This window comes from Ancylobacter polymorphus (genome assembly GCF_022836935.1).
In the GTDB taxonomy this organism is placed as follows: domain Bacteria; phylum Pseudomonadota; class Alphaproteobacteria; order Rhizobiales; family Xanthobacteraceae; genus Ancylobacter; species Ancylobacter polymorphus_A.
This window is the reverse complement of sequence record NZ_CP083239.1, coordinates 3969752-3991147: the sequence shown is the minus strand read 5'-3', so window position 1 is coordinate 3991147 and position 21396 is coordinate 3969752. Positions and strand designations below refer to the sequence as shown.

Genomic DNA, 21396 nt, shown 5'->3' with positions numbered 1-21396 from the left:
CTGGGCGCCGCAACCAGGAGACTTCCCTTGCGGACAATGTCGGACACCATGGCCCAGTTCGCCGCCTTTGGCGCGCGCCAGGGCTCGCTTCACATGCCGGGCTCGTCGCCCAGCCGGCTCGAATCTCTTGCCGATTTCGGCTCCAATCCCGGCCGGCTGCGGGCGCATGGCTACTGCCCGGCGGACCTTGCCAAAAAAGCGCCGCTCGTCGTCGTGCTGCACGGCTGCAAACAGAATGCCGGCGATTATGACCACCGCTCCGGCTGGTCGCAGCTCGCCGATCGGGCCGGCTTCGCGCTGCTCTATCCCGAGCAGCACCCCGGCAACAATCCGAACCTGTGCTTCAACTGGTTCCGCCCCGGCGATACGCGGCGGGATTCCGGCGAGGCGCTGTCCATCCGCCAGATGATCGACACGATGATCGCGGCCCACGACCTCGATCGCGACCGCGTTTTCGTCACCGGCCTTTCCGCCGGCGGGGCGATGGCGAATGTGATGCTGGCGACCTATCCGGAAGTGTTCGCCGGCGGCGCGATCATCGCTGGCCTTGCCTATGGCTGTGCGTCGAGCGTGCCGGAAGCCTTCGACTGCATGCGCGGGCAGGCGCCGGCGTCGGATGAGGAGCTGTGGGCCCGTCTGCGGCAGGCCTCGCGCCACGCCGGACCGTGGCCGCGGGTGGCGATCTGGCAAGGCATGGCCGATCATACCGTGGCGCCGTCCAATGCCGAGGACATCGCCGCGCAATGGCGCACGGCGCATCGGCTCGATGACGCGCCGACGCAGGAGGAAATCTCCGGCGGCCGGGTGCGGCGCATCTGGAGCAACCGGACCGGCGAAGCGGTGATCGAGATGAACACCGTCGCCGCCATGGGCCACGGCACGCCGCTGGCCAGCGATCTCGGTGCGCCCGGGCCCTACATGCTCGATGTCGGTATTTCCTCGACGCGGGAAATCGCCGCTTTCTGGGGTATCGCGGAGGACGCGACCCGAACCGGTTCGGCCCACAATGCGCAGCCGAAGACGGTTTCCCCTAAGCCCTCTCCCCGGAACGGCCCAGTCGTGAACACCCCCTTGGCCGCGCCGCCTCCGCGCACGTCCGGCACCACCGTGAAGGCTGATCCAGCCTCGCCCACGAGGCCAGCGGCCGTTTCCCGCATCAAGGACGTCATCGAGCAGGCGTTGCGCGCGGCGGGTTTGATGAAATAGGGCAGGTGCGCCCGGCTTCAGCAGAGGTGCCGCCTTGTTGCGGCGCCGGGTTCGTGCTTGTGATCCATCGGGCGCCGCCGCGCGCCACGTACAAGGGTTGGGGAAACGCATGATCATCGAGATTGCCGAACTACGGATCAAGCCGGGCGAGGAAGCCGCCTTCGAGGCGGGCGTCACTAAGGCCGTGCCGCTGTTCCTGCGCGCCAAGGGCTGTCACGGCGTCGCCCTGCACCAGGTGATCGAGACGCCGAATGTTTACCGGCTCGTCGTGCGCTGGGAGACGCTCGACAACCACATGGTGGATTTCCGCAACTCGGAGGATTTCCAGTCCTGGCGGGGCCTCGTCGGCCCCACTTTCGAGGCGCCGCCGGTGGTGACGCATGAGCGCATCGTCGATCTCGGGCCGGCCATCTGAGATCTTGCCCGGCGACCGGGCGCGTGAGAGAGGGCAGCCCGATCTACCGGGCTGCCCTTCGAGCCGCTACAGAAGGCTGACCTTGCCCGTAGCAAGATCATAGATGCCGCCGACGACCTTCAGCTTCCCGCTCGCGATGTAGTCGGTGATGATCGGCGTCGCCTCGGACAGTTCTTTCACATTATAGCGTACATTTTCCATGATCGCCGCGTTGAGCGGGTCTTGCGGGTTGGATTTCAACGCGATCTCGACGGCGGGCTTGATGCTGTCGATGAGATCATCAAGATGCCCCGGCAGGCTGATGTTCTCCTTTACCACCTTGATCGCCGCGTCGACGGCGCCGCAATTGGTGTGGCCGAGCACCATGATGAGCGGCACACCCAGAAACTTCACGCCATATTCGAGGCTGGCGAGGCCGTCGTCATTGACGAAGTTGCCCGCCACGCGGACCACGAACAATTCGCCCGGTCCCTGGTCGAAGGCGAGCTCCGGGGCAACGCGGGAATCGGCGCAGCTCACCAGCCCGGCGAAGGGGTACTGCGCCTTGGCCCGCGCGGCGCGTCCCGCCGAGAAGTCGCGGTTGTTGAGAGCGTTCGAGGTGTAGCGGCCATTGCCGTCCATCAGTCGCTTCAGCGCCTCGTCGGGGCTGATGGCGTTCGGCGGCGCTTCCTGCGCGAAGGCGCCGACCGGCAGCGCGAGGCCACCGAGAAAGGCCGCCGAGGCGAGCCCCATGCCGGCGCCGAGCATCATGCGGCGCGATGGGACGAAGGTGTGATCGTTGCACATGGGCGGTTCTCCCGGGGGCGTGTCGTGGGTGATGGCGACGGCGTGCCGTTGCCAACGAAGGCGCCCGGCCCAGGCTACCTCCGCTCTCAGGGAGGTTCCAAGTATTTCTAAGTCGATCGGACGGACCAGCCCAAACTTTGCAGGTATCACTTGTGGCGCGGCGCACGCTGGAGCAGGGAACACGCGGCCCCACCGGCCGGCCAGCGGGACTTCCCGCCGAACTTTCCGCGCGCGCGGACGATCTGCTGCGCCATCCCGGCCTGCCGCTCGCGCTGGCTGAGTATTGCGCCGGGATGGCGGCGGGCTCGCCAGTGCGCTGGCCCTATTACAAAATGTTCGATCAGCTGGGGCGCTATCTCGTCTGCTACATGCTGATCCATAATTACTACCAGTGGCGCCACCGCGCCGGGCCACCGCCGACGCTCTCCGCCCTGCAGAAGGTGGCGGGGGTGAGCCCGCGCCAGACCGCCGGCTTCGTTGCGGCGCTCAGGGCCGGGCGGCTGGTGACGGTGGAGGCCGACCCCGCCGACCGCCGCGTCACCTTGCTGCGCCCTTCTCCGGTGGTGGTCGCCGAAATCGGTCGCTCGCTGCGCCTGTTCGTCGAGGCCCTCGACCGGCTCGATCCGCCCTCCGAGCGTGCGCGACCGCTCCGCGCTGCGCCTCTCGGCGATCCGGACGCCCTCGGCGATCTCATCGCCCGTTCGGCAGCCTATGTGCTTGCGCATGGCACGCTGCTGCACCCTTTTCCACGGGTGCTGTCCTTCGCTCAGCGCGATTGCGGCTATCTGTTGCTGACCGTCGTGATCGGCAACCATTACGCGCAGAGCGTCCAGGGCGCCGCCCTGAATCTACCGTTGCGGCGGCGCGATCTCGCCGACCGGCTTCAAGTGTCGACGGCCCATATCGGTAGCCTCCTCGCCGATGCGGAGGCGAAAGGCTGGTTCAGCGTCGGCCCCGGCGGTCATCTCGCCGCTCTCGATGCCGGGTTTCTCGCCGAGTTCGAGCGCTGGTCGGTCTGGCAGATGGTCCATTTCGAGTGGCTGGGGGAGGCGGAGGCCGTGAAGGGGCTGCAACTTGAAGTATCATAGCGTCATCATTCGATGGTATCCTGTAGCTTGCCGTGGCAAGCTCGGCACCGGCGAATTCACGAGGTGGCGTCATGAAGCTTCTCTCCCTCCCATGGCAGGGCGCGCTGTTGCTCTGCGCCGCTCTCGGACTGGCGGGTTATGCCAAGGCGCAGACGCCGGCGGGGGCCGATCCCGCCCTGGTCATGACACAGCAGGGCGCAGTACGCGGCGTCGTCGCGGAGGGGGTGAGGGCGTTCAAGGGCATTCCCTATGCGCTACCGCCGACCGGCGAGCGCCGTTTCGCCCCACCAGAGCCGGCGGCGCCCTGGAGCGGCGTGCGCGACGCCAGCCGCTATGGCAGCGCCTGCCCGCAGCTCGAACGCTATGGCATCCCGGAATCGAGCCGCGATGAGGACTGCCTGTTCGTCAATGTCACCGTTCCTTTCCGTCCTGGAGAAGCCGCCGCCGCGCCGCGCCCGGTGCTGGTATGGATCCATGGCGGGGCGTTTGTCGGCGGCTCCAGCGGCCTCTACCCGCTCGATGCGCTGGCGAAGGACGGCGATCTCGTCGTCATGTCGTTCAATTACCGGCTCGGCGCCTTCGGCTTTGTCGCCCATCCCTCCTTTGCCGCTGATTACAATGGCGGCTATGGCTTGCTGGATCAGCGCGCGGCGCTCGCCTGGGTCAAACGCAACATCGCGGCCTTCGGCGGTGATCCTGGCAATGTGACAGTGGCGGGTGAATCGGCGGGCGCCGGTTCCGTCTGCATGCACCTGCTGGCGCCGGATGAGACCACGGGCCTGTTTGAGCGCGCCATCGTGGTGAGCGCGGGTTGTGCCAGCGCGCTTCCGAGCGTTGCCGAGGGCGAGAAGGTCGGCCTGGCCATGGCCGCCAAGGTTGGCTGCGGTGATCCCGCGAGCGCGCTGGCCTGCCTGCGGGCAAAGCCGGTGGACGAACTGCTGAAGGCAGCGGCCGACATTGCTGGCGCCAACATCCTCACCTTCACGCCGCTGATCGGCGCCAAGACCGTGCCGTTGCCGGGCGCGGAGGCGTTTCCGGCCGGCAAATTCGTCAAAGTGCCCGTCATGAATGGCGGCACAAGGGACGAGCAGCGGCTCTATGTCGGCTATGCCGCCCTCGAAGGCGAGGTGGTCACGGCGGCGAATTATCCCGACGAAATCCGCAAGGTCTATGGCGACAAGGCCAAGGCGGTGCTGGAAAAATACCCGCCGACCTACGCTTCTTCGCCGCCGGCAACACTCGGCTCCGTCTGGTCGGATTTCCGCCGGGATGTCGGGATCAACAACTGCGCCTATCTGGAAGCGGCCAAGCTGATGGGGGCGTTCGTGCCGGTCTATGAATTCGTCTTCGCCGATTCGGACGCGCCGCCAGTCACCCCCTCCGATCCCGGTTTTGAGATGGGGGCGGTGCATTCGTCCGAGCTGCCTTACCTCTTTCCCCATTTCGACAACACGATGAAGCGCGCCGGACCCGATCTGACGCCGGCGTCGCAGCAGCTTGCGGCGATCATGACCGCCTACTGGTCGAGCTTCGCCCGCACCGGCGCGCCTTCCGCACCGGCGGCACCCGCATGGAAGCCCTTCCGGTCCGATGACGACGTGATGAATCTGGAGCCGGGCAAGCTCGGGCTTTTCAATGCCTCGGTGGCGCATAACTGCGCCTTCTGGAAGTCGCTCTATCCCGACGATCTCACACGCTGAAGCGGCTGCCGCGACGAAATGCGCCGGGCGTTTCGCGGATCGCGGGCTGGACCTTTCGCCCTCTAGGATCATTCTAAAGGTGGCGCTATCATCCGCGCCCACTCGCAAGCGCCTCGCATAAGGGCGCCATTCAATGATCACCGCCTGGAAGGACGCCATGAATCGCTTCGTCACCACTGCCGCCCTGCTCGTTCTCGGTACCACTGCCGCACTGGCCCAGAGCCCGGCCGGCGATGCCGAAAAGGGTGCCAACGTCTTCAAGAAGTGCATGGCTTGCCACGCCGTCGGCGAGGGCGCCAAGAACAAGGTCGGCCCGGAACTCAACGGCATTATCGGCCGCAAGATGGGTTCGGTCGAAGGCTTCGCCTATTCCGATACGCTGAAGGAGCACAATGCCAAGGGCGATGTGTGGACCGCGGAAGTGCTGAGCGCCTATCTGGAAAACCCGAAGGGCTACATGCCGGGTGTCAAGATGGTGTTCGCCGGCCTGCCGAAGGAAAGCGACCGTCTGAACCTTGAGGCCTATCTCGCCCAGTTCAACGCCGACGGCACCAAGAAGTAGTCGGCGCGCCTCCTCAAGGAGGCTTCGCGTGAGGTGCGGCGATGGTAAACCTGCCGCGACTGCATAGGCGTCATCTGCTCACCCTCGGTGCGGCCCTGGCACTCGGGAGCGGGCGATGCGCTTGGGCACAGGCCGAGCCGGCGAGTGCCGGTCATGCCCTCGCCCTCGAAACCGTGGCGCCCGGGGTGCATGTGTTCCGCGCGCCCTATGAGTTGATCGCTCCGTCCAATGACGGGGCGATCGCCAATATGACGCTGATCGTCGGCGATGACGCCGCCGCGGTGATCGACACCGGTAACAGCTACCGTGCCGGTGCATTCATGCGCGATGCCATGCGCGTGGTGACGGACAAGCCGCTGCGCTACGTCATCAATACCCACATGCACCCCGACCACACGCTGGGTAATGCCGCCTTCGCGGCGGACGGCGTTCGCTTCGTCGCGCATCACAAGATGCCGCGGGCTCTTTCGCTGCGCGCCGAGACCTATCTCGCCCAGGTCGAGCGCCTGCTCGGGCCTGCGGGGGAGGGGACGCGGATCGTGCTGCCGGACCTGCTGGTGGAGGACCGACTGACGCTCGATCTCGGCGGCCGTCCGCTGGAACTGCGCGCCCATCCTACAGCGCACACGGACAACGACCTCACCATCTTCGATTCGACGACCGGCACCTGGGTCATGGGCGATCTGCTGTTCGTCGGTCACATCCCGACTCTCGATGGCAGCCTCAACGGCTGGCTGACGCTGCTCGACCGACTGGCGCAGGATTCGGTTGCCCGCGCCGTTCCCGGCCACGGACCCGCCAGCGTCGCCTGGCCGCAGGGAGCGGAGGCTGAGCGACGTTACCTCGCCGCGCTGCGTCGCGACATTCGCCAGCTTCTCGACGCAGGCCGACCGATGAGCGAGGCGCCCGCACACGCGGTTGTGTCCGAGCGCGACGACTGGGCGCTTTTCGCCGAGTTCAACGCGCGTAACGCGATCGCGGCCTATCACGAGCTGGAATGGGAATAGCGTGCTGCATTGCAGCAGGTCACGGAGGTAAAGCTGCCCGGAAACTAGTGCTTGCTTGTGGTATTTTGTATATCTTTTCGCTCTTGCAGCAAAAATATAATAAGAGCGGTTTCTCATAAGAGTTCTTATTGCCAGTCCGAGGGATTCGGATTAGCGTAACCTCGTCTTCGGCTTCAACGGCAATCGGGAAGAAGTTCCCGGGTCCGGTTCGTAGGCCAGCTTGGGGCAGGAGCCCCCGTGAGATCCGGCTGTTTCTCCCTCCAGCCGGTCGTGACACGCTGTCGAAGACAAAAAGGTCAGACGGCAAACAAGCCGCGGCGGGTCGTCCGTGCATTCGGTCGGTCCCGGAGGATCGTTCACGAGGAGAATAAGCATGCGCAAGTTTCTTGCGACAGCACTGTTGGGTGCTGCGGCGCTCTATGCTTGGCCCGCATCGGCCAATGACGGGCTGGTCAGCATCATCAAGGACCCCAAGCAATGGGGTATCCAGACCGGCGACTACGCCAATACCCGCTATTCCAAGCTCGACCAGATCAACGCCAACAATGTCGGCAAGATCCAGGTGGCCTGGACCTTCTCGACGGGCGTCCTCCGTGGTCATGAGGGCGGTCCGCTCATCATCGGCGATGTGATGTATGTCCACACGCCGTTCCCCAACATCGTCTACGCCCTCGACCTTAACAATGAGGGTCGTATTCTTTGGAAATACGAGCCGAAGCAGGATCCGAACGTCATCCCGGTGATGTGCTGCGACACCGTCAACCGCGGCCTTGCCTATTCCGACGGCACGATCTTCCTGCATCAGGCCGACACCACCCTCGTCGCGCTCGACGCCAAGACCGGTGCCAAGAAGTGGTCGGTGGTCAACGGCGACCCGAAGAAGGGCGAAACCAACACCGCCACCGTTCTCCCGGTGAAGGACAAGGTCATCGTAGGTATCTCCGGCGGCGAGTTCGGCGTGCGTTGCCATGTGACGGCCTATGACACCAAGACCGGCAAGCAGGTGTGGCGCGGCTATTCCATGGGCCCGGACAATGAGATGCTCATTGACCCGGAGAAGACCACGGCGCTCGGCAAGCCGGTCGGCAAGGATTCCTCGCTGAAGAGCTGGGAAGGCGACCAGTGGAAGATCGGCGGCGGGTGCACCTGGGGCTGGTATTCCTATGACCCCGAAACCAACCTCGTCTATTACGGCTCGGGCAACCCCTCGACCTGGAACCCGGCTCAGCGTCCTGGCGACAACAAGTGGTCGATGACCATCTGGGCTCGCGACGCGGATACGGGCGTGGCCAAGTGGGTCTACCAGATGACCCCCCATGACGAATGGGACTTTGACGGCGTCAACGAAATGATCCTTACGGATCAGCAGTTCGACGGCAAGCCGCGCAAGCTGCTCACCCATTTCGACCGTAACGGCTTCGGCTACACCCTCGACCGCGTAACCGGTGAGCTGCTCGTCGCCGAGAAGTTCGATCCGGTGGTGAACTGGGCCACCAAGGTCGACATGGACAAGAACAGCCCGACCTATGGTCGTCCGCTGGTCGTGGCCAAGTATTCGACCGCCCAGAACGGTGAAGACGTGAACACCAAGGGCATCTGCCCGGCGGCGCTCGGCACCAAGGACCAGCAGCCGGCGGCGTTCTCGCCCAAGACCAACCTGTTCTACGTGCCCACCAACCACGTCTGCATGGACTACGAGCCGTTCCGCGTCAGCTACACTGCGGGCCAGCCCTATGTCGGTGCCACCCTGTCGATGTATCCCGCGCCGAACAGCCATGGCGGCATGGGCAACTTCATCGCCTGGGACAACACCAAGGGTAAGATCGTCTGGTCGCTGCCGGAGCCCTTCTCGGTGTGGTCGGGTGCGCTCGCCACCGCTGGCGACGTGGTCTTCTACGGCACGCTCGAAGGTTACCTGAAGGCGGTTGACGCCAAGACGGGTAAGGAACTCTACAAGTTCAAGACCCCGTCGGGCATCATCGGCAACGTCACCACCTATGAGCACAAGGGCAAGCAGTACATCGCCATCCTGTCGGGTGTCGGTGGCTGGGCGGGCATCGGCCTGGCGGCTGGACTCACCGACCCGAATGCCGGCCTCGGTGCGGTGGGTGGTTATGCCGCCCTGTCCAACTATACCAATCTCGGCGGCCAGCTGACCGTGTTCGCTCTGCCGAACTGAGCCAAGGAATGGCGGGCGTCTTAGAGCGCCCGCCAGTTCGAGACGAAAAGGGGCCTGGCCGCCGGCTTGTCCGGTGCGCCGGGCCCTCACGTCTCGCAGCCCCGGCGTTTATGAGACTCTTAGAAAAATTCCAAGCCGTGGAGCGGCGTCCCGCGTGACGCTGCCCGGACGCCAGAATGGCCCCTGCGGCGCCTTGAGGAGACTGCTTCATGACGAAACCTGTTCGCGGATGGTTTGTTTCCGGCATGCTGCCGGCATCCGCCGGCGCTGCGGCGCTCATCCTGGCGGCCGCCCTGTCCCTTCCCGCTCCGGTCCTCGCGCAGGAACAGGCCCCGGCCGCCGCCGCCCCGGCGCCGGTCGAGAAGGAGAAGGACGAGCTCGGCAAGTACACGCTGCCAGACGGCGATCCGACCTATAACATCCAGCCCGACGGCACGATGGACTGGTACACCTATTCCGGCTATCGCCGCTACCATGCCGAGTGCCATGTCTGCCACGGCCCGGACGGCATGGGCTCCAGCTACGCGCCGGCGCTCGCCAACTCGCTGAAGACCATGACCTATGCGCAGTTCATGGAAATCGTCGTCAACGGCAAGCAGAATGTCGGTGTCGGCACGGCGGACCAGGTCATGCCCGCCTTCGGCGAGAACAAGAACGTCATGTGCTACCTCGACGACATCTACGTCTATCTCAAGGCCCGCGCTGACGGCGCGCTCGGCCGCGAGCGTCCCAGCAAGCGCGAGGACAAGACCAAGGCGTATACAGCAAATGAAAACCAGTGCTTCGGACGGCCGAGCTGAGCCCATGGCGGACAGGGCGCAGCCGGGACCTTGCCATCGCTCGGCGCGCCGTAAGGGGAGGGGTGTCGCGGTCTGCGTGACGCTCCTCGCCCTCGCCGCCTTTCCCCACGCGGCCTCGGCCCAGGTGGCCGATCTGGTCGACCGCTCGACATTGCGGGTCTGCGCCGATCCCGCCAACATGCCTTTCACCAATGAGGAAGGGCAGGGCTTCGAGAACAAAATTGCGGAGCTCATGGCCGAGAAGCTCGGCCTCGCCCTCGATTACACCTGGTTTCCGCAGGCGACCGGCTTCTATCGCATGACGCTCGGCGCCAAGCGCTGCGATGTGGTCATGGGTTATGTCGCCGCCGGCGACCCGATCCTCAACACCAATCCCTATTACCGCTCGGCTTGGGTGCTGATCACCAAGAAGGACGGGGAACTCGCCAGCGTCGACACGCTGGAAGACCCGCGGCTGAAGGGCAAGCGGATCGGCGTCATTGCGGGTACCCCGCCGGGCGACTTGCTGACACGGAACGGCCTGATGCCGCTGGCACGGCCCTACGCGCTGATGGTGGATCGCCGCTTCGACAGCCCGGCCGAGGCGATGATCGCGGATCTCGACGAGGGCGAGATTGATGCCGGCATCCTGTGGGGCCCGATCGGCGGCTACTACGCCAAGAAGTCGGCTGTCCCGCTCTCGGTGGTTCCACTGGTGAAGGAGAAGGGCGATCCCTCGCTCATCTACCGCATCACCTTCGGCATCCGCCCCGGCGAGCTGAACTGGAAGCACCAGCTGAACGGCTTCATCCAGAAGGAGCAGGGCGCGATCAACCGCATCCTGCTCGACTATGGCGTGCCCCTTCTCGACAATCAGGACCGCCCCATCGAAGCGGCGCCTTAGATGTGCAGGAGGCGGCGGTGAAACACTATCGGCCCGACCCCACCCTCCACCGGCTGGCCTGGCTGGGCATCGCCGGGCTCGCCGCTGTGCTCTATGTCTTCGCTCCGACCGTTGGCCGGGGCGAAGAGGTCGTGCCCGAGCCGACGGCCTACCGTATGGAGGCTTACCGGGCCCCGACCCCGGCCACCCTCAAGGGCGCCCAGGTAATCGACACGGCGCAGGCCGAGAAGCTCTGGCGCGCTAAAGCCGCGATCTTCGTTGACGTGATGCCGCGGGATGTGAAGCCGGCCAATCTCCCTCCGGGCACGCTGTGGCGCGACAAGAGGCGCGATCACTTGCCCGGCAGCGTCTGGCTACCCAATGTCGGCTATGGTGCGCTTTCGGCCGAGACTGACGCCTATTTCCGCACCCGCCTTGACGCTCTGGCCGGCGGCGATCGCGCGGCACCGCTGGTGCTTTACTGCCAGACCGATTGTTGGATGAGTTGGAACGCCGCCAAGCGTGCGATTACCGAATATGGCTACACCAACATCGCCTGGTATCCCGCCGGCAGCGATGGCTGGGCCAGGGCCGGGCTGCCGCTGGAGCAAGGTCAGCCGACGCCCTGAACGTCATCTTTATCTCTCGCGCGAAACCGTGCGCCGGGTTGAGAGACGCCCCGGCCATTGAGGCCGGGGCCGCCTCTTCATGGAAGCTTTTCCTGAATGGCGCGGGCGAGGGCGAAGACGCGCTGTTCCAGCAGCACCGGGCTCTCGCACACTGCCGTCATCGATTGCTGGCGCGCATCATAAACGCGCGTGTCCCACAGCAACTGCTTTTCGAGTTCCTGCGCCTTGGTCTTTTCCTCATCCGTGGTCGCGGCCTTCTTGGCCTTGGCGAGAGCAAGGCTCTGCTCCTTGATGCGTTTGGAAAGTTCGATCTGGTGTTCGGAATAGCGCTCAATGCCGCTCATGATGCGACTGCGCCGAGCATTGATTTGCTCGAACACGCCGGCGAACAGCAGGGTGAGGCGCTGCTTGTCGTTCGGCCCGAGCGTGCCGGCGAAGGCGTCGATCTGCTTCGTCGCTTCCTCGATAGGCGTGCGCTGGGCGGCCAGCACCGGCACAAGATCGGCGACTTGCCGGTCGTCCTGCCATTGCAGGTTTTCGATCGGAGGACCGGACCACATTTGACCGACCGCAAGCTCAGGCACTTTGCGCTGAATGCAGGGCCAGAGTCCGCCGCTGGGGGCGGCGGCGAGGGCGGGGGCGACGCCCACGAGCAGGAGAGGCACGGCGAGGCTTAGGCGACGCAAGGCAGGGTGAAATGTGGGCATGGGCTTTTCCTCGAGATATTGCCCGGAAGCTCTGCGGCTTCCGTTTCGACAGGGCCGTGCAGGGGCCGGCTCATTTGGCCGTTTCCGGTCCGCCGCGACGGGCCATGACGCCAGCGGAAGGATCATAGGCCAAGATCGCGGCGGCGAGGAACAGCGCCGCGCACCCCCCGACCACCAGCGCGGCAAAAGGCGCGAATTGGCCGTAAAGCGCGAAGCGGATCAGCTCCACGGCATAGGTGAAGGGGTTGAAGGTGCAGATCCACCAGAGGGCGAGGCTGCTCTCCTGCACCCGCCAGAGCGGGTAGAGCGCCGAGGAGGCGAAGAACATCGGAAAGATGACGAAGTTCATCACGCTGGCAAAGTTCTCCATCTGCCGGAACACCGAGGACATGAGCAGCCCCATGGCGCCGAGCATAAGGCCGGAGAGGAGGAGCGCGGGGATCACGGTGACATAGCCGATGGGCGGCAGTTCCACCTCCCAGAACCAGGCGACGGCGAGGAAGGCATAGACCTGCAGCAGCGACACGCCGATGCCGGCGATGAGCTTGCACACCAGCAAGTACCAGCGCGGATAGGGGCTCACCAGAAGGATACGCATGGCGCCGACTTCGCGGTCGTGGACCATGGAGAGCGAGGATTGCAAACCGTTGAACAGCTGAATCATCGCCACTAGCCCCGGGGTCACATAGACCTCGTAGAGCACATAGGTCTCATAAGGCGGGATGATCGAGACGCCGAGCACCGAACGGAAGCCGGCGGCGAAGATGAACAGCCACACCAGTGGGCGCACCAGGGCGGAGAGAAAGCGGCCGCGCTGGTTGAGGAAGCGCAGCGCCTCGCGCCAGCAAATGCCGGTGAGGACGATGACATAGCCGGTCAGCGGCAGGCGGAATCGCGCCGGGGTCATGCCGCTGCCTCACCCGTCTCGTTGACCAGCTGCAGGAAGGCCGTGGACAGGTCCTCGCCGCCGGCGCGGGCGCGCATCTCTTCATAGGAACCGCTGGCACGGATCTGTCCGCGGTGCAGCACCACGACGCGGTCGCCGGGGCCGATCTCCTCGATGATGTGGGTCGCCCACAGCACGCCGATCCCTTCGTGCGTCACCAGCGCGCGGACAAGGGCCACCACGGCCGCGCGCGAGGCGATGTCGAGGCCGACGGTCGGCTCGTCGAGCAGCAGCAGGCGCGGGCGGTGCATGAGCGCACGCACGATCTCCACCCGGCGCATCTGCCCGCCGGAGAGGTTGCGAACCTTGTCGCGCGCGCGTTCGGCTAGGCCATCCTGCGCCAGCAGCTCCATCGCCCGGCGGCGTCCGGCGCCGAAGCCGATGCCGTGCAGCGTGGCGTGGTAGAGCAGATTGTCGAGGACGGAGAGTTCGAGGTCGAGCGTCCGCGCCTGGAACACGACGCCGAGCCGGCTGAGCGCTTCGGCGGGCCGGCGCCGCACATCGGCCCCGAGCACATGGATCGCGCCGCTGCGGTTGTCATAGAGCCGGGTGACCAGCGAGAACAACGTCGTCTTGCCGGCGCCGTTGGGGCCCAGGAGGGCGGTGAAGCTGCCGGCGGGCACGGTGAGGCTGACATCGTCCAGCGCCTTGCGCGCACCAAAAGCATGGCTGACCGCGCGGATATCGAGCGCCGGCACCCCATCGGCCAGGCCGGAGACGTGGGGCGTGGAGCTGGTCGGTTCCGTCATGGCATCTCCCGTACCGAGAGAAGAAAGTCCCCGGCGGGGCCGGGGACAAGGGTCACGAGGATCGAAATACAGGCCTGGACGGATTACTTGACGATGAACTCGCCCTTCATGCCCCGCTCCTCCATGCCCTTGCAGTACCAGGCGAAGGTGCCGGGCTTGATGGGCACGAAGAACAGTTCGGCCTCGCCTTCCTTTTCGAACTCGATCTCGGTCAGGGCGACGGCCTTCACCTCGACCTCCTCTACCTCCACCTTACGCAGGAAGATGCTTTTGAAGAACTCCGGCGCCTGCCAGGCGCATTCCTTCTTGCCGGTGGAGCTGAGTTCGAGGCTGTAGGCCTTGCCGGTTTCCAGATTGTACTTGGTCTCCGAGACACCATAGCCGGCATTGCCCAGCCCGAGTTCGAGCGGCTTCAGTTCGGTGGGCTTCAGCGTCAGGTCGCCGGCCGCGATGGCGGCGCCGGAAGTGGCGAGAAGGGCGGCGAAGGTGAAGGAAAGAGCGGCTTTGCGGCGAAGGGTCATGAGGGGTTCCTCCCGATATTGCTTAGTTTTCTGGTGAAGAATGTCAGTCACGGCACCACGACCACGCCCCAGGGCAGGCGGCCGACCGTGACGGATTTGGTGACCTTCTCATCGGCGACGTCGATCACCGAGATGTCGTTGGAATTGCCGTTGGTCGAGAGCAGGAACTTCTCGTCCGGCGTGAAGCCGAGTTGCCAGACGCGCTGGCCGACCAGCAGATATTTCTCGACTTCCAGCGTCTTGGCATTGACGACCGCCACCCGGTTGGCCGGGCCGAGCGCGACGAAGGCCTTCGAACCGTCCTTGGTGATGCGCACGCCTACGGGCTGGATGGCGTCGTCCGCCACGCCGGGGATCTTGAAGGAGATCTTCTTGACGATCTTCCAGGTCGCGGGGTCGATCACCGACACCGTGCCGCCGACCTCCGACGACACCCAGAGCTGCTTGCCGTCCTTGCTGAACTCGGCGATGCGCGGGCGGGAATCGACGAGGATGTTCTCGATGATCTCGTTGTTCGAGGTATCGACCACATGCGCCATGTTGGTCGTCTCGGACGTGTTGACCATGTATTTGCCGTCGGGGCTGATGCCCATGCCTTCCGGCTCGACGCCGACCGGGATCTCGGCGATCAGGTCGTTGTTCTCGACATTCACCACCGTGACCATGTTGTCGTCTTCGTTGGCGATGTAGAGCGGGTTGCCCGAGGGGTGGAGCACGAACAGCTCCGGGTCGGGGCCCGAACGCAGCGTCTTGACCAGCTTCAGGGTCGCCGCGTCATAGACCTCGACGCGGTTGTCGTCGGAGGCGCAGACATAGATCAGCTTGCCGTCAGGGCTGGCGATGATGCCGCGCGGGCGACGCCCGGTCTTGATGGTGTTCGTGACCTGCAGCGTCGACATGTCGACGACGCTCATCGTGTGGTCGCGCTCATTGGTCACGAAGGCGCGCGGAGACGCCTCGGCCGGCAGGGCATCCGCCAGCATCAGCCCCACAAGGGTGGCCAGGCCGGTGGACAGCAGCATCTGTCGTTTCATCGTTTCCTCCAGGCAATCGTTTGATTTTATTGGAATTTGCAGAGCGTTTCGGGGCGGTCGAAGCCCAGCGTGTCAAGCGGAGAGGTCTGGTGCAGGAAGCCGGCCTGCGGCGAGAGCGTCACCGTATTGGTGGCGTGGGTCAGCAGGATCGGCTGGCGCAGCTGGTGGTCCCAACTGCGGAATGACGCGGCGACACCCTTGAACACCGGCAAGTCGTAGTCCGGCGAGAGCATCTGCGCCTCGATCTTCGCCGGGTCGCTGTTGCGCGTCTTCAGGCTGGCCGAGCCGACGGCGAACACGCCCTGCCACATCTGGAAATCCAGCGGCTGCATCATCCGCTTGGACTGCTTGAAGAACCGGCTCTGCAATTGCGAGGCGCCCCAATTTTCCATGGTCGGATGCCAGGAAAGCGCCATCAGCCCCTGGGTGCCGGCGATCGGGCGGGGCAGCCAGGTGTTGTAGGGCAGGATGTCGCCGAGCTCACCGAGCTCGTCGGCGACGATCAACATGTCGTACTCGCCGACCTGCGTGCCGCGCGGCACTTCCGACTGGGCGGTGGCGCGCGCGTCGGGTCCGTAGTCCCAGGTCTTTTCGGCGACAATCTTGGCGCCGAACTTTTTGGCCGAGCGCTTCACCGCCTCGCCATAGAGCTTGTCATTGTCGGTGCGCCCGACCATCAGGAACCAGTTCTGCCAGCGCTTGGTGACGAGGAACTGGGCCAGTGCGTCGGTGAGCATCGAGCGGCTGGGGGCAATGTGGAACACATTGGCCCGGCAGTCCTTCTGCCGCAGCCGGTCATCGGTGGCGCCGACATTGATGAAGACGATGTCGCGGTCCTTGTAGCTGTCGGCGATTTTCAGCAGCGCATCCGGCGGCACGTCGAGCAGTATGAAGCGGTTGCCAGCCTCAACCAGCTTCGCCACCGCCGGCAGCGGATCGCCATCCGTGGGCACGATCTCGCTCGACAGCTTGTAGTCCAGCTTCAGGAAGCGGCCGCTGGTGAGGTTGTCGCGAATACCGAGCTCGGCGCCGGCGATGCCGAGATCATCGGGAGGCATTTGCAGGGGGGCGATCCAAGGCGGCGGCTCCGGCAGCTGGCGCACCACGCCGATGAGAAACGTCTGTTCCGGACCGATCACCGCCGCCGGCTTGGCGGCCAAAGGCGGGGAGGCGGGGGGAGCGGCGGGTGCCGCAGCGTCCTGCGCCACGGCGGGGGCAGAGGCGTAAACCATCGCCATAAGCGTCGCGCCGACGGCGCTTGCCATCCTCATCATCGGCTTTCCATCCCGCGGCTTGCGTTCTCGAGGAGGTGGTCCTCGGAACTTTTCTCGTGCGCCTTGGGGAAAACTCTACGCAAACAAAATCAGGCATTCAATAAAATTGAGTACATAAGAAACTAATAAGAGAATGTAACGCTCCTATTGTCGCAAGCATAGTTGAAATATTTCAATCGGGAACTTTTTCCCGCTGGGTTGCAGGAGGAGTTCTTGTCGATATGATTGCGCGAGCCGGGAAGAAATCGCCAAGCGAGGAGGCAAGCCGGATGAGATTTCCAGTTCGTACCGGACGGCTCCTTGGTTTGGCTCTCGCCTTGTCGACGTCGCTGGGGACCGGCCTTGGAGCGGTGAGCACCGCGCAGGCCGCGACGCGAGTTGCGGTGTTCGAATTCGAACTGCTCGACACCAGCAGCGAAGTCGACATTCGCGGCCCGAAGCCGGAGGAGATCCACAGGCTCGACCTCATCACCGACGAGGTTCGGCGTCGGCTGAAGGAGGCGGGCTATGACGTGCTGGACCTTTCGCCACAGCAAGCGCAGATCGTGGAAGCAACGCCGTTTCGCAACTGCAATGGTTGTGAATTGCCGATCGCCCAGGCCCTCGGTGCGCAGATCGAGGTCATCGGATTGGTGCAGAAGGTGTCGAACCTCATCCTCAACATCAATTTCCAGCTGCGCGATGTCGCCACCGGCGAGGTGCTGCGTGCTGACAGCGCCGATATCCGCAACAACACCGATGAATCCTGGCTGCGCGGTGTCTCCTATCTCGTGCGCAACCGTCTGCTCGATCCTCCGCTTACCGGGAAGGCCGCCCCATGACCCGTGTCACGCTCACGAAGCTCTCGCGACGGGCCTTGCTCGCGGCGGCGGCGGGCCTCGTTGCCACGCCCACGCTGCTGCGCGCCCAAGGCGGGCCGGCGTTGGCGCTGCGTGTCGGGACGCTGAAATTCGGCACGCTCAACTGGCTGGTGGAGACCATCCGTGCCGAGGGGCTTGATCAGCGCGAAGGGCTGGCGCTGGAAAGCGTCGATTTCGCCAGCGGGCAGGCGACGACGGTGGCGCTGCAGGCGGGTGACATCGATCTCATCGTCAGCGACTGGCTCTGGGCCATGCGGCACACGACCGATGGTGAGCGCATGCGTTTCGCGCCGTTTTCCAACGCGCTGGGCGCGGTGATGGTGGCGGCGAAGGGGCCGGTGAGAACACTGGAGGATCTGCGCGGCCGGCGCATCGGCGTTGCCGGCGGCGCGCTCGACAAGAGCTGGCTGCTGCTTCGCGCCTATGGAAAGGTGAAGCTCGGCGTCGATCTCGCCAGCGCCGCCGAGCCGGTCTATGGCGCCCCGCCGCTGGTGAGCGAGCAATTACCGCTCGGCCGCGTCGATGCGGTGCTGACCTTCTGGCCCTATGCCGCGCGGCTCGATGCCCGCGGCTTCACTCGGCTGCTGGATGTCAGCGAGATGGTGCGAGGGCTCGGCATCGATCCGGTGCCGCCGTTGGTTGGCTTCGTCTGGCGCAACGCCGTCATGGCGGAACGCGGCGCGGCGATCGCGGCCTTCCTGCGTGCGGCGGCGGCGGCCAATCGCGTGCTGGCCACCGACGATTCGGCCTGGACCCGTCTTCGCCCGCTGATGCAAGCGGCGGACGATGCTGAGTTCGTCCGCCTGCGCGACTATTACCGCGCCGGTATTCCCGGCGCGTTCGGCGAGGCGGAGCGGGTTTCCTGCGCCAAGCTGTTCGAGGTGCTTGCGCAGATCGGCGGAGAGGAATTGGTGGGACCCGATCCCCGTTTCGACCGTTCGCTGTTCGGCCCTATCGGCGAGTGAAACCGTGTCCACGTCCCGGCGTCTGCTGCTGACGGCCGCTTCCTTGTTGGCGCTGCTGCTGTTCTGGCAGGTCGCCGCGCTGTGGGCGCAATCGCGCCTGCTGCCCGGACCGCTTGAGGTGTTCGCGGCCATGTTACGCGCCACGCGCACCGGGGTGCTGCCGGAAAGCGTCGCCATCACGCTCGCCCGCGTCGCCGCCAGCTTCCTCATCGCCATGACGCTGGGTTCGGCGATCGGCATCGTGCTGGGCCGCTCGGTGGCGCTGAATGAACTGTTCGGGCCGTGGCTGGTGGTGTTGCTCAACCTGCCGGCGCTGGTCGTCATCATTCTCTGCTATGTCTGGTTCGGTCTCACCGAGGTGGCGGCGATCACGGCGGTCGCGATCAACAAGATCCCCAATGTCGCGGTGACGATGCGCGAGGGCGCGGCGGCGCTGTCGCGCGATCTCGACGAGATGGCGCAGGTCTACCGGGTGCCGCGCCTGCGGACATTGCGCGAGGTCGTCCTGCCGCAGCTGGTGCCGTTCTTCGCCGCCAGTGCCCGCTCCGGCCTGGCGCTCACCTGGAAAATCGTGCTCGTTGTGGAACTGCTCGGCCGGTCCAACGGCGTCGGCTTCGAGTTGCAGACCGCATTCCAGCTGTTCGATGTCGCCGGCATCCTCGCTTATGCGCTCGCCTTCACGGCGGTGGTCCAACTCATTGAAATCGGTATCCTCCAGCCTTGGGAGCGCCGCGCCAACAGGTGGCGGCGATGAGCACGATCACGATCGCGATCGACGAGAAGCGCTATCCCGCGCAGGCGGGAGAGGCGGGCCGCGCGGTCTTTCGGGACTTCCATCTCGATATCGCGGAAGGCGCCTTCGTGGCGCTGCTGGGTGAATCGGGCATCGGCAAGACCACGCTGCTCAACATCGTGGCCGGGCTGGACCGCGATTTTCGTGGCGCGATCCGCTTCGGCACCGCGACCCCGCGCCTCGCTTATGCGTTCCAGAACCCCCGGCTGCTGCCATGGCGCACTGTGCTTCAGAACGTCGCCCTGCCGCTGCCGGCGGGGGAAGTGGGGCGCCGGGCGGCGGAGGCGATGCTCCAGGAGGTCGGATTGGCCGACCTCGCGGGGGCCTATCCCGAGCGCCTGTCGCTCGGCCAGCAGCGGCGCGTGGCGCTGGCTCGCGCTTTCGCCATTGCGCCCGACGTGCTGTTGATGGACGAGCCCTTCGTCTCGCTGGACGAGGCGGGCGCGGCGCGGCTGCGCGATCTACTGCGCCGCCTGCTCGCCCAGCGGCCGGCCACCGTGCTGTTCGTCACGCATGACCGGCGTGAGGCGGTGGAACTGGCGAGCCGTATCGTCGTGCTGGACGGCGCGCCGGTGCGGGTCGTCCGCGATATGCCGATCAACCTCACGCCGGAGGAGCGGGCGACGCCCGCGTGTCTCGACGCGGTGCGCCATAGCCTGGATGCGGCCTAGGGTGCGATCCGATCAGATTGAACCAATCTGATCGGTAAATCGCCCTCTAACTCTCAGATGGAGAACGCGTTATCCGATCAGCTTGCGATGCAAGCTGATCGGCGCGTGCTCTGGCCGAACGGAACGTATCTGTTCTCTGGTGGTCTGACGGATCGGCAGCGCTGTTCGGCCACAAGCGCGCCTCCCGCACGTCCCGAATGAAAAAGGCCCGGAGCGGTGAAGCCCCGGGCCAAAATGATCTGCGTCGGCGTGAGAGGGCGGAAACCGCCGCCTCCGTGGCGCAAGCAAGGGCGTGTGCGGCCCTCACTTGTTCAGGAAGATCGCCGCCAACCGCTGGAGCAGGCCCTTCGGGTATTGGGCCGCGGGCGGAGCTGTTGTCTGCCCAGGGTTGCTTCCGATCTAAGCGGCGAAGGGGTGCTTGGCCGAAGCGGCCTGAGCAAGAACTTCCTTGATCGTCGGCTGGCCTTCCACGGCGCGCTTGATCGCTTCCTTGGTGGCCTCATAGTTGAACTGCTGGATCTTGGCGTCGTCCGCCGCTTCCCAGTGGATGAACACGCCGACCGAGATGAACAGGTCGTCGGCTTCGTCTTCCGGGATCACGCCTTCAGCGACGCTGTCGACGACAGCCTTCGCGACCGCGTACTGGGCCGGGCCGAACATCTGGACGGCCTGGCGGGCGTCCTTGATGGTCACTTTGTTGAAGAGGATGGTGTTCGGCTTGGCCAGCAGGTTCGGAGTCACGACCGCGAGCAGCGAGGTGAAGCCGTCCTTGTTGTTGGTCAGCGCATTCAGGAAGGCGCTTTCGGCCGCGGAGCCGCGCGGTCCGATGATGAGGTCGATATGGGCGACCTCGTTGCCGTCGCCCACCAGCGACTCGCCGATGAGTACCTTGTTGATCTTGGCCATCTATTCCTCCCAGAACGGGGTTGCATGACAAGGGACGGGAATTGTCCCCCGATGTCCCGGCTATCTTTGTTGCAGCGTTTGGAACACCAAACCGGTTGGCCCGATAGCGCGACCAGACACGTTACGGCGAGAGACTAGGCCCGCTTCGCCTTTATCTGCAAGGGATTCTTCATTCGTATGACGCCGGCAGGCGCGCTTGCCCCACGGAATAATGTCGCGCATGGCTAATGGTCGCGCCTTGAGGAAACTGGCGGCACGACCAAAAATGCGGCATAGTTCGCCGGCTGTGGTCGCGGGCTGCTCACAAGCGCTCGGAACGCGCGGCAGCGGCCAGGCCGGATGTAACTGGCAAGGTTCTTGCTGCGTCGCAGCATTGATGAGTGATCCAACTGCCGCGTGCGGCGTAGAGATCAAAGCCGGCCTTCGGGGGAACGCTCGGACGGCGTTGCACTCACGCCACGAGGACCAACATGGAGCTCATACTTTCCATCTGCCTCATTGCCAGCCCCGGCACGTGCCGCGAGGAGGCGGTCTCTGTCGGGCTGGAAGCGCCGCCGGCGCCCATGCAGTGCATGATCGGCGCCATGCCGGTGATTGCCGAATGGACCGAGACCCACCCTAAATGGAAGGTGCTTAAATGGCGCTGCGCTTCTCCCGGCGCGGGCGGGCGCGAGATTTGATAGCGGCCTAGCGCGCCGCTGTCGCACGCGCGTCCTGTTGCATCGCAGCGTGCGCA

23 protein-coding genes are annotated in these 21396 nt (G+C 65.1%); 15 read left to right on the top strand and 8 right to left on the bottom strand.

Features of this window, described 5'->3' with window-relative positions; translation table 11 throughout:
- Window positions 1–27: 27 nt before the first annotated feature.
- Window positions 28–1206 carry an extracellular catalytic domain type 1 short-chain-length polyhydroxyalkanoate depolymerase gene (locus K9D25_RS19110; RefSeq protein WP_432207896.1) on the top strand — a complete coding sequence of 393 codons (1179 nt, stop codon included), beginning with the start codon at window positions 28–30 and terminating at the stop codon, window positions 1204–1206.
- Between the two features lie 109 nt (window positions 1207–1315).
- Window positions 1316–1621: an antibiotic biosynthesis monooxygenase family protein gene (locus tag K9D25_RS19105; RefSeq protein ID WP_244377395.1), complete on the top strand. Its 306-nt coding sequence runs from the start codon at window positions 1316–1318 to the stop codon at window positions 1619–1621.
- A 66-nt stretch (window positions 1622–1687) separates the two neighbouring features.
- Here K9D25_RS19105 and K9D25_RS19100 read toward each other — a convergent pair whose 3' ends face one another.
- Window positions 1688–2407 carry a carbonic anhydrase gene (locus tag K9D25_RS19100; RefSeq protein ID WP_244377393.1) on the bottom strand — a complete coding sequence of 240 codons (720 nt, stop codon included), beginning with the start codon at window positions 2405–2407 and terminating at the stop codon, window positions 1688–1690.
- Between the two features lie 152 nt (window positions 2408–2559).
- On the opposite strand from K9D25_RS19100, the gene K9D25_RS19095 reads away from it, so the two are divergent.
- The 8 genes from K9D25_RS19095 (at window position 2560) to K9D25_RS19060 (ending at window position 11234) form a co-directional block, all read left to right on the top strand.
- Entirely contained in the window at window positions 2560–3495 is a 936-nt protein-coding gene (locus tag K9D25_RS19095) for a hypothetical protein (RefSeq protein ID WP_244377391.1), read from the top strand.
- A 71-nt stretch (window positions 3496–3566) separates the two neighbouring features.
- The gene (locus tag K9D25_RS19090) at window positions 3567–5195 is read left to right on the top strand and encodes a carboxylesterase/lipase family protein (RefSeq protein WP_244377389.1); all 1629 of its coding nucleotides are present in this window, start codon (window positions 3567–3569) and stop codon (window positions 5193–5195) included.
- Window positions 5196–5352: 157 nt separating this feature from the next.
- Window positions 5353–5757, top strand: a complete 405-nt coding sequence (locus tag K9D25_RS19085; RefSeq protein ID WP_244377387.1) for a c-type cytochrome — start codon at window positions 5353–5355, stop codon at window positions 5755–5757.
- Between the two features lie 41 nt (window positions 5758–5798).
- Window positions 5799–6764 carry a quinoprotein relay system zinc metallohydrolase 2 gene (locus K9D25_RS19080; RefSeq protein ID WP_244377385.1) on the top strand — a complete coding sequence of 322 codons (966 nt, stop codon included), beginning with the start codon at window positions 5799–5801 and terminating at the stop codon, window positions 6762–6764.
- Window positions 6765–7137: 373 nt separating this feature from the next.
- Window positions 7138–8943 (top strand): lanthanide-dependent methanol dehydrogenase XoxF5, encoded by a 1806-nt coding sequence (gene xoxF5 / locus K9D25_RS19075; protein ID WP_244377383.1) that lies wholly within the window; start codon window positions 7138–7140, stop codon window positions 8941–8943.
- A 209-nt stretch (window positions 8944–9152) separates the two neighbouring features.
- The gene (locus K9D25_RS19070; protein ID WP_244377381.1) at window positions 9153–9743 is read left to right on the top strand and encodes a c-type cytochrome, methanol metabolism-related; all 591 of its coding nucleotides are present in this window, start codon (window positions 9153–9155) and stop codon (window positions 9741–9743) included.
- A gap of 4 nt (window positions 9744–9747) precedes the next feature.
- Window positions 9748–10626 (top strand): substrate-binding domain-containing protein, encoded by an 879-nt coding sequence (locus K9D25_RS19065; protein ID WP_244377379.1) that lies wholly within the window; start codon window positions 9748–9750, stop codon window positions 10624–10626.
- Between the two features lie 17 nt (window positions 10627–10643).
- The gene (locus K9D25_RS19060) at window positions 10644–11234 is read left to right on the top strand and encodes a PQQ-dependent catabolism-associated CXXCW motif protein (RefSeq protein WP_244377377.1); all 591 of its coding nucleotides are present in this window, start codon (window positions 10644–10646) and stop codon (window positions 11232–11234) included.
- A gap of 77 nt (window positions 11235–11311) precedes the next feature.
- Here K9D25_RS19060 and K9D25_RS19055 read toward each other — a convergent pair whose 3' ends face one another.
- The 6 genes from K9D25_RS19055 to K9D25_RS19030 all read right to left on the bottom strand — a co-directional run bounded on the left by K9D25_RS19055 (window position 11312) and on the right by K9D25_RS19030 (window position 16462).
- Complete coding sequence (locus tag K9D25_RS19055; RefSeq protein WP_244377375.1) at window positions 11312–11941, bottom strand: hypothetical protein; 630 nt, start codon at window positions 11939–11941, stop codon at window positions 11312–11314.
- Window positions 11942–12011: 70 nt separating this feature from the next.
- Window positions 12012–12848, bottom strand: a complete 837-nt coding sequence (locus tag K9D25_RS19050; protein ID WP_244377373.1) for an ABC transporter permease — start codon at window positions 12846–12848, stop codon at window positions 12012–12014.
- The gene (locus tag K9D25_RS19045) at window positions 12845–13636 is read right to left on the bottom strand and encodes an ABC transporter ATP-binding protein (protein ID WP_244377371.1); all 792 of its coding nucleotides are present in this window, start codon (window positions 13634–13636) and stop codon (window positions 12845–12847) included. Before K9D25_RS19045 ends, K9D25_RS19050 begins: the two co-directional genes overlap by 4 nt.
- Window positions 13637–13719: 83 nt before the next feature.
- On the bottom strand, window positions 13720–14157 hold the full coding sequence (locus K9D25_RS19040; protein WP_244377369.1) for a copper-binding protein: 438 nt from the start codon (window positions 14155–14157) through the stop codon (window positions 13720–13722).
- A 47-nt stretch (window positions 14158–14204) separates the two neighbouring features.
- Complete coding sequence (locus tag K9D25_RS19035; RefSeq protein ID WP_244377367.1) at window positions 14205–15191, bottom strand: PQQ-dependent catabolism-associated beta-propeller protein; 987 nt, start codon at window positions 15189–15191, stop codon at window positions 14205–14207.
- Between the two features lie 26 nt (window positions 15192–15217).
- On the bottom strand, window positions 15218–16462 hold the full coding sequence (locus tag K9D25_RS19030; RefSeq protein ID WP_244377365.1) for an ABC transporter substrate-binding protein: 1245 nt from the start codon (window positions 16460–16462) through the stop codon (window positions 15218–15220).
- A gap of 224 nt (window positions 16463–16686) precedes the next feature.
- Here K9D25_RS19030 and K9D25_RS19025 point away from each other — a divergent pair, with 224 nt between their 5' ends.
- From K9D25_RS19025 to K9D25_RS19010, 4 genes are read left to right on the top strand one after another with little or no spacing between them, the layout of a single operon-like run.
- Entirely contained in the window at window positions 16687–17286 is a 600-nt protein-coding gene (locus K9D25_RS19025; protein ID WP_244377363.1) for a DUF3280 domain-containing protein, read from the top strand.
- Window positions 17283–18290 carry an ABC transporter substrate-binding protein gene (locus tag K9D25_RS19020; RefSeq protein ID WP_244377361.1) on the top strand — a complete coding sequence of 336 codons (1008 nt, stop codon included), beginning with the start codon at window positions 17283–17285 and terminating at the stop codon, window positions 18288–18290. Before K9D25_RS19025 ends, K9D25_RS19020 begins: the two co-directional genes overlap by 4 nt.
- A 4-nt stretch (window positions 18291–18294) precedes the next feature.
- On the top strand, window positions 18295–19044 hold the full coding sequence (locus K9D25_RS19015; RefSeq protein ID WP_244377359.1) for an ABC transporter permease: 750 nt from the start codon (window positions 18295–18297) through the stop codon (window positions 19042–19044).
- Window positions 19041–19754 (top strand): ABC transporter ATP-binding protein, encoded by a 714-nt coding sequence (locus K9D25_RS19010; protein ID WP_244377357.1) that lies wholly within the window; start codon window positions 19041–19043, stop codon window positions 19752–19754. The genes K9D25_RS19015 and K9D25_RS19010 overlap by 4 nt, the downstream gene beginning before the upstream one ends.
- 399 nt (window positions 19755–20153) lie before the next feature.
- Here K9D25_RS19010 and fae read toward each other — a convergent pair whose 3' ends face one another.
- Window positions 20154–20660 carry a formaldehyde-activating enzyme gene (gene fae, locus K9D25_RS19005; RefSeq protein ID WP_244377355.1) on the bottom strand — a complete coding sequence of 169 codons (507 nt, stop codon included), beginning with the start codon at window positions 20658–20660 and terminating at the stop codon, window positions 20154–20156.
- Between the two features lie 470 nt (window positions 20661–21130).
- Here fae and K9D25_RS19000 point away from each other — a divergent pair, with 470 nt between their 5' ends.
- Entirely contained in the window at window positions 21131–21340 is a 210-nt protein-coding gene (locus K9D25_RS19000; protein ID WP_244377353.1) for a hypothetical protein, read from the top strand.
- The last annotated feature ends 56 nt before the right edge of the window (window positions 21341–21396 follow it).

Excerpts from the sequence above, each read along its gene's own strand:
- K9D25_RS19065 (WP_244377379.1), top strand. The coding sequence starts at position 9,748 with ATGGCGGACAGGGCGCAGCCGGGACCTTGCCATCGCTCGGCGCGCCGT.
- fae (WP_244377355.1), bottom strand. The coding sequence starts at position 20,660 with ATGGCCAAGATCAACAAGGTACTCATCGGCGAGTCGCTGGTGGGCGAC.
- K9D25_RS19035 (WP_244377367.1), bottom strand. The coding sequence starts at position 15,191 with ATGAAACGACAGATGCTGCTGTCCACCGGCCTGGCCACCCTTGTGGGG.
- xoxF5 (WP_244377383.1), top strand. The coding sequence starts at position 7,138 with ATGCGCAAGTTTCTTGCGACAGCACTGTTGGGTGCTGCGGCGCTCTAT.
- K9D25_RS19010 (WP_244377357.1), top strand. The coding sequence starts at position 19,041 with ATGAGCACGATCACGATCGCGATCGACGAGAAGCGCTATCCCGCGCAG.
- K9D25_RS19080 (WP_244377385.1), top strand. The coding sequence starts at position 5,799 with ATGGTAAACCTGCCGCGACTGCATAGGCGTCATCTGCTCACCCTCGGT.
- K9D25_RS19025 (WP_244377363.1), top strand. The coding sequence starts at position 16,687 with ATGATTGCGCGAGCCGGGAAGAAATCGCCAAGCGAGGAGGCAAGCCGG.
- K9D25_RS19000 (WP_244377353.1), top strand. The coding sequence starts at position 21,131 with ATGGAGCTCATACTTTCCATCTGCCTCATTGCCAGCCCCGGCACGTGC.
- K9D25_RS19040 (WP_244377369.1), bottom strand. The coding sequence starts at position 14,157 with ATGACCCTTCGCCGCAAAGCCGCTCTTTCCTTCACCTTCGCCGCCCTT.
- K9D25_RS19105 (WP_244377395.1), top strand. The coding sequence starts at position 1,316 with ATGATCATCGAGATTGCCGAACTACGGATCAAGCCGGGCGAGGAAGCC.
- K9D25_RS19045 (WP_244377371.1), bottom strand. The coding sequence starts at position 13,636 with ATGACGGAACCGACCAGCTCCACGCCCCACGTCTCCGGCCTGGCCGAT.
- K9D25_RS19090 (WP_244377389.1), top strand. The coding sequence starts at position 3,567 with ATGAAGCTTCTCTCCCTCCCATGGCAGGGCGCGCTGTTGCTCTGCGCC.
- K9D25_RS19085 (WP_244377387.1), top strand. The coding sequence starts at position 5,353 with ATGAATCGCTTCGTCACCACTGCCGCCCTGCTCGTTCTCGGTACCACT.
- K9D25_RS19100 (WP_244377393.1), bottom strand. The coding sequence starts at position 2,407 with ATGTGCAACGATCACACCTTCGTCCCATCGCGCCGCATGATGCTCGGC.
- K9D25_RS19055 (WP_244377375.1), bottom strand. The coding sequence starts at position 11,941 with ATGCCCACATTTCACCCTGCCTTGCGTCGCCTAAGCCTCGCCGTGCCT.
- K9D25_RS19050 (WP_244377373.1), bottom strand. The coding sequence starts at position 12,848 with ATGACCCCGGCGCGATTCCGCCTGCCGCTGACCGGCTATGTCATCGTC.
- K9D25_RS19020 (WP_244377361.1), top strand. The coding sequence starts at position 17,283 with ATGACCCGTGTCACGCTCACGAAGCTCTCGCGACGGGCCTTGCTCGCG.
- K9D25_RS19030 (WP_244377365.1), bottom strand. The coding sequence starts at position 16,462 with ATGAGGATGGCAAGCGCCGTCGGCGCGACGCTTATGGCGATGGTTTAC.
- K9D25_RS19070 (WP_244377381.1), top strand. The coding sequence starts at position 9,153 with ATGACGAAACCTGTTCGCGGATGGTTTGTTTCCGGCATGCTGCCGGCA.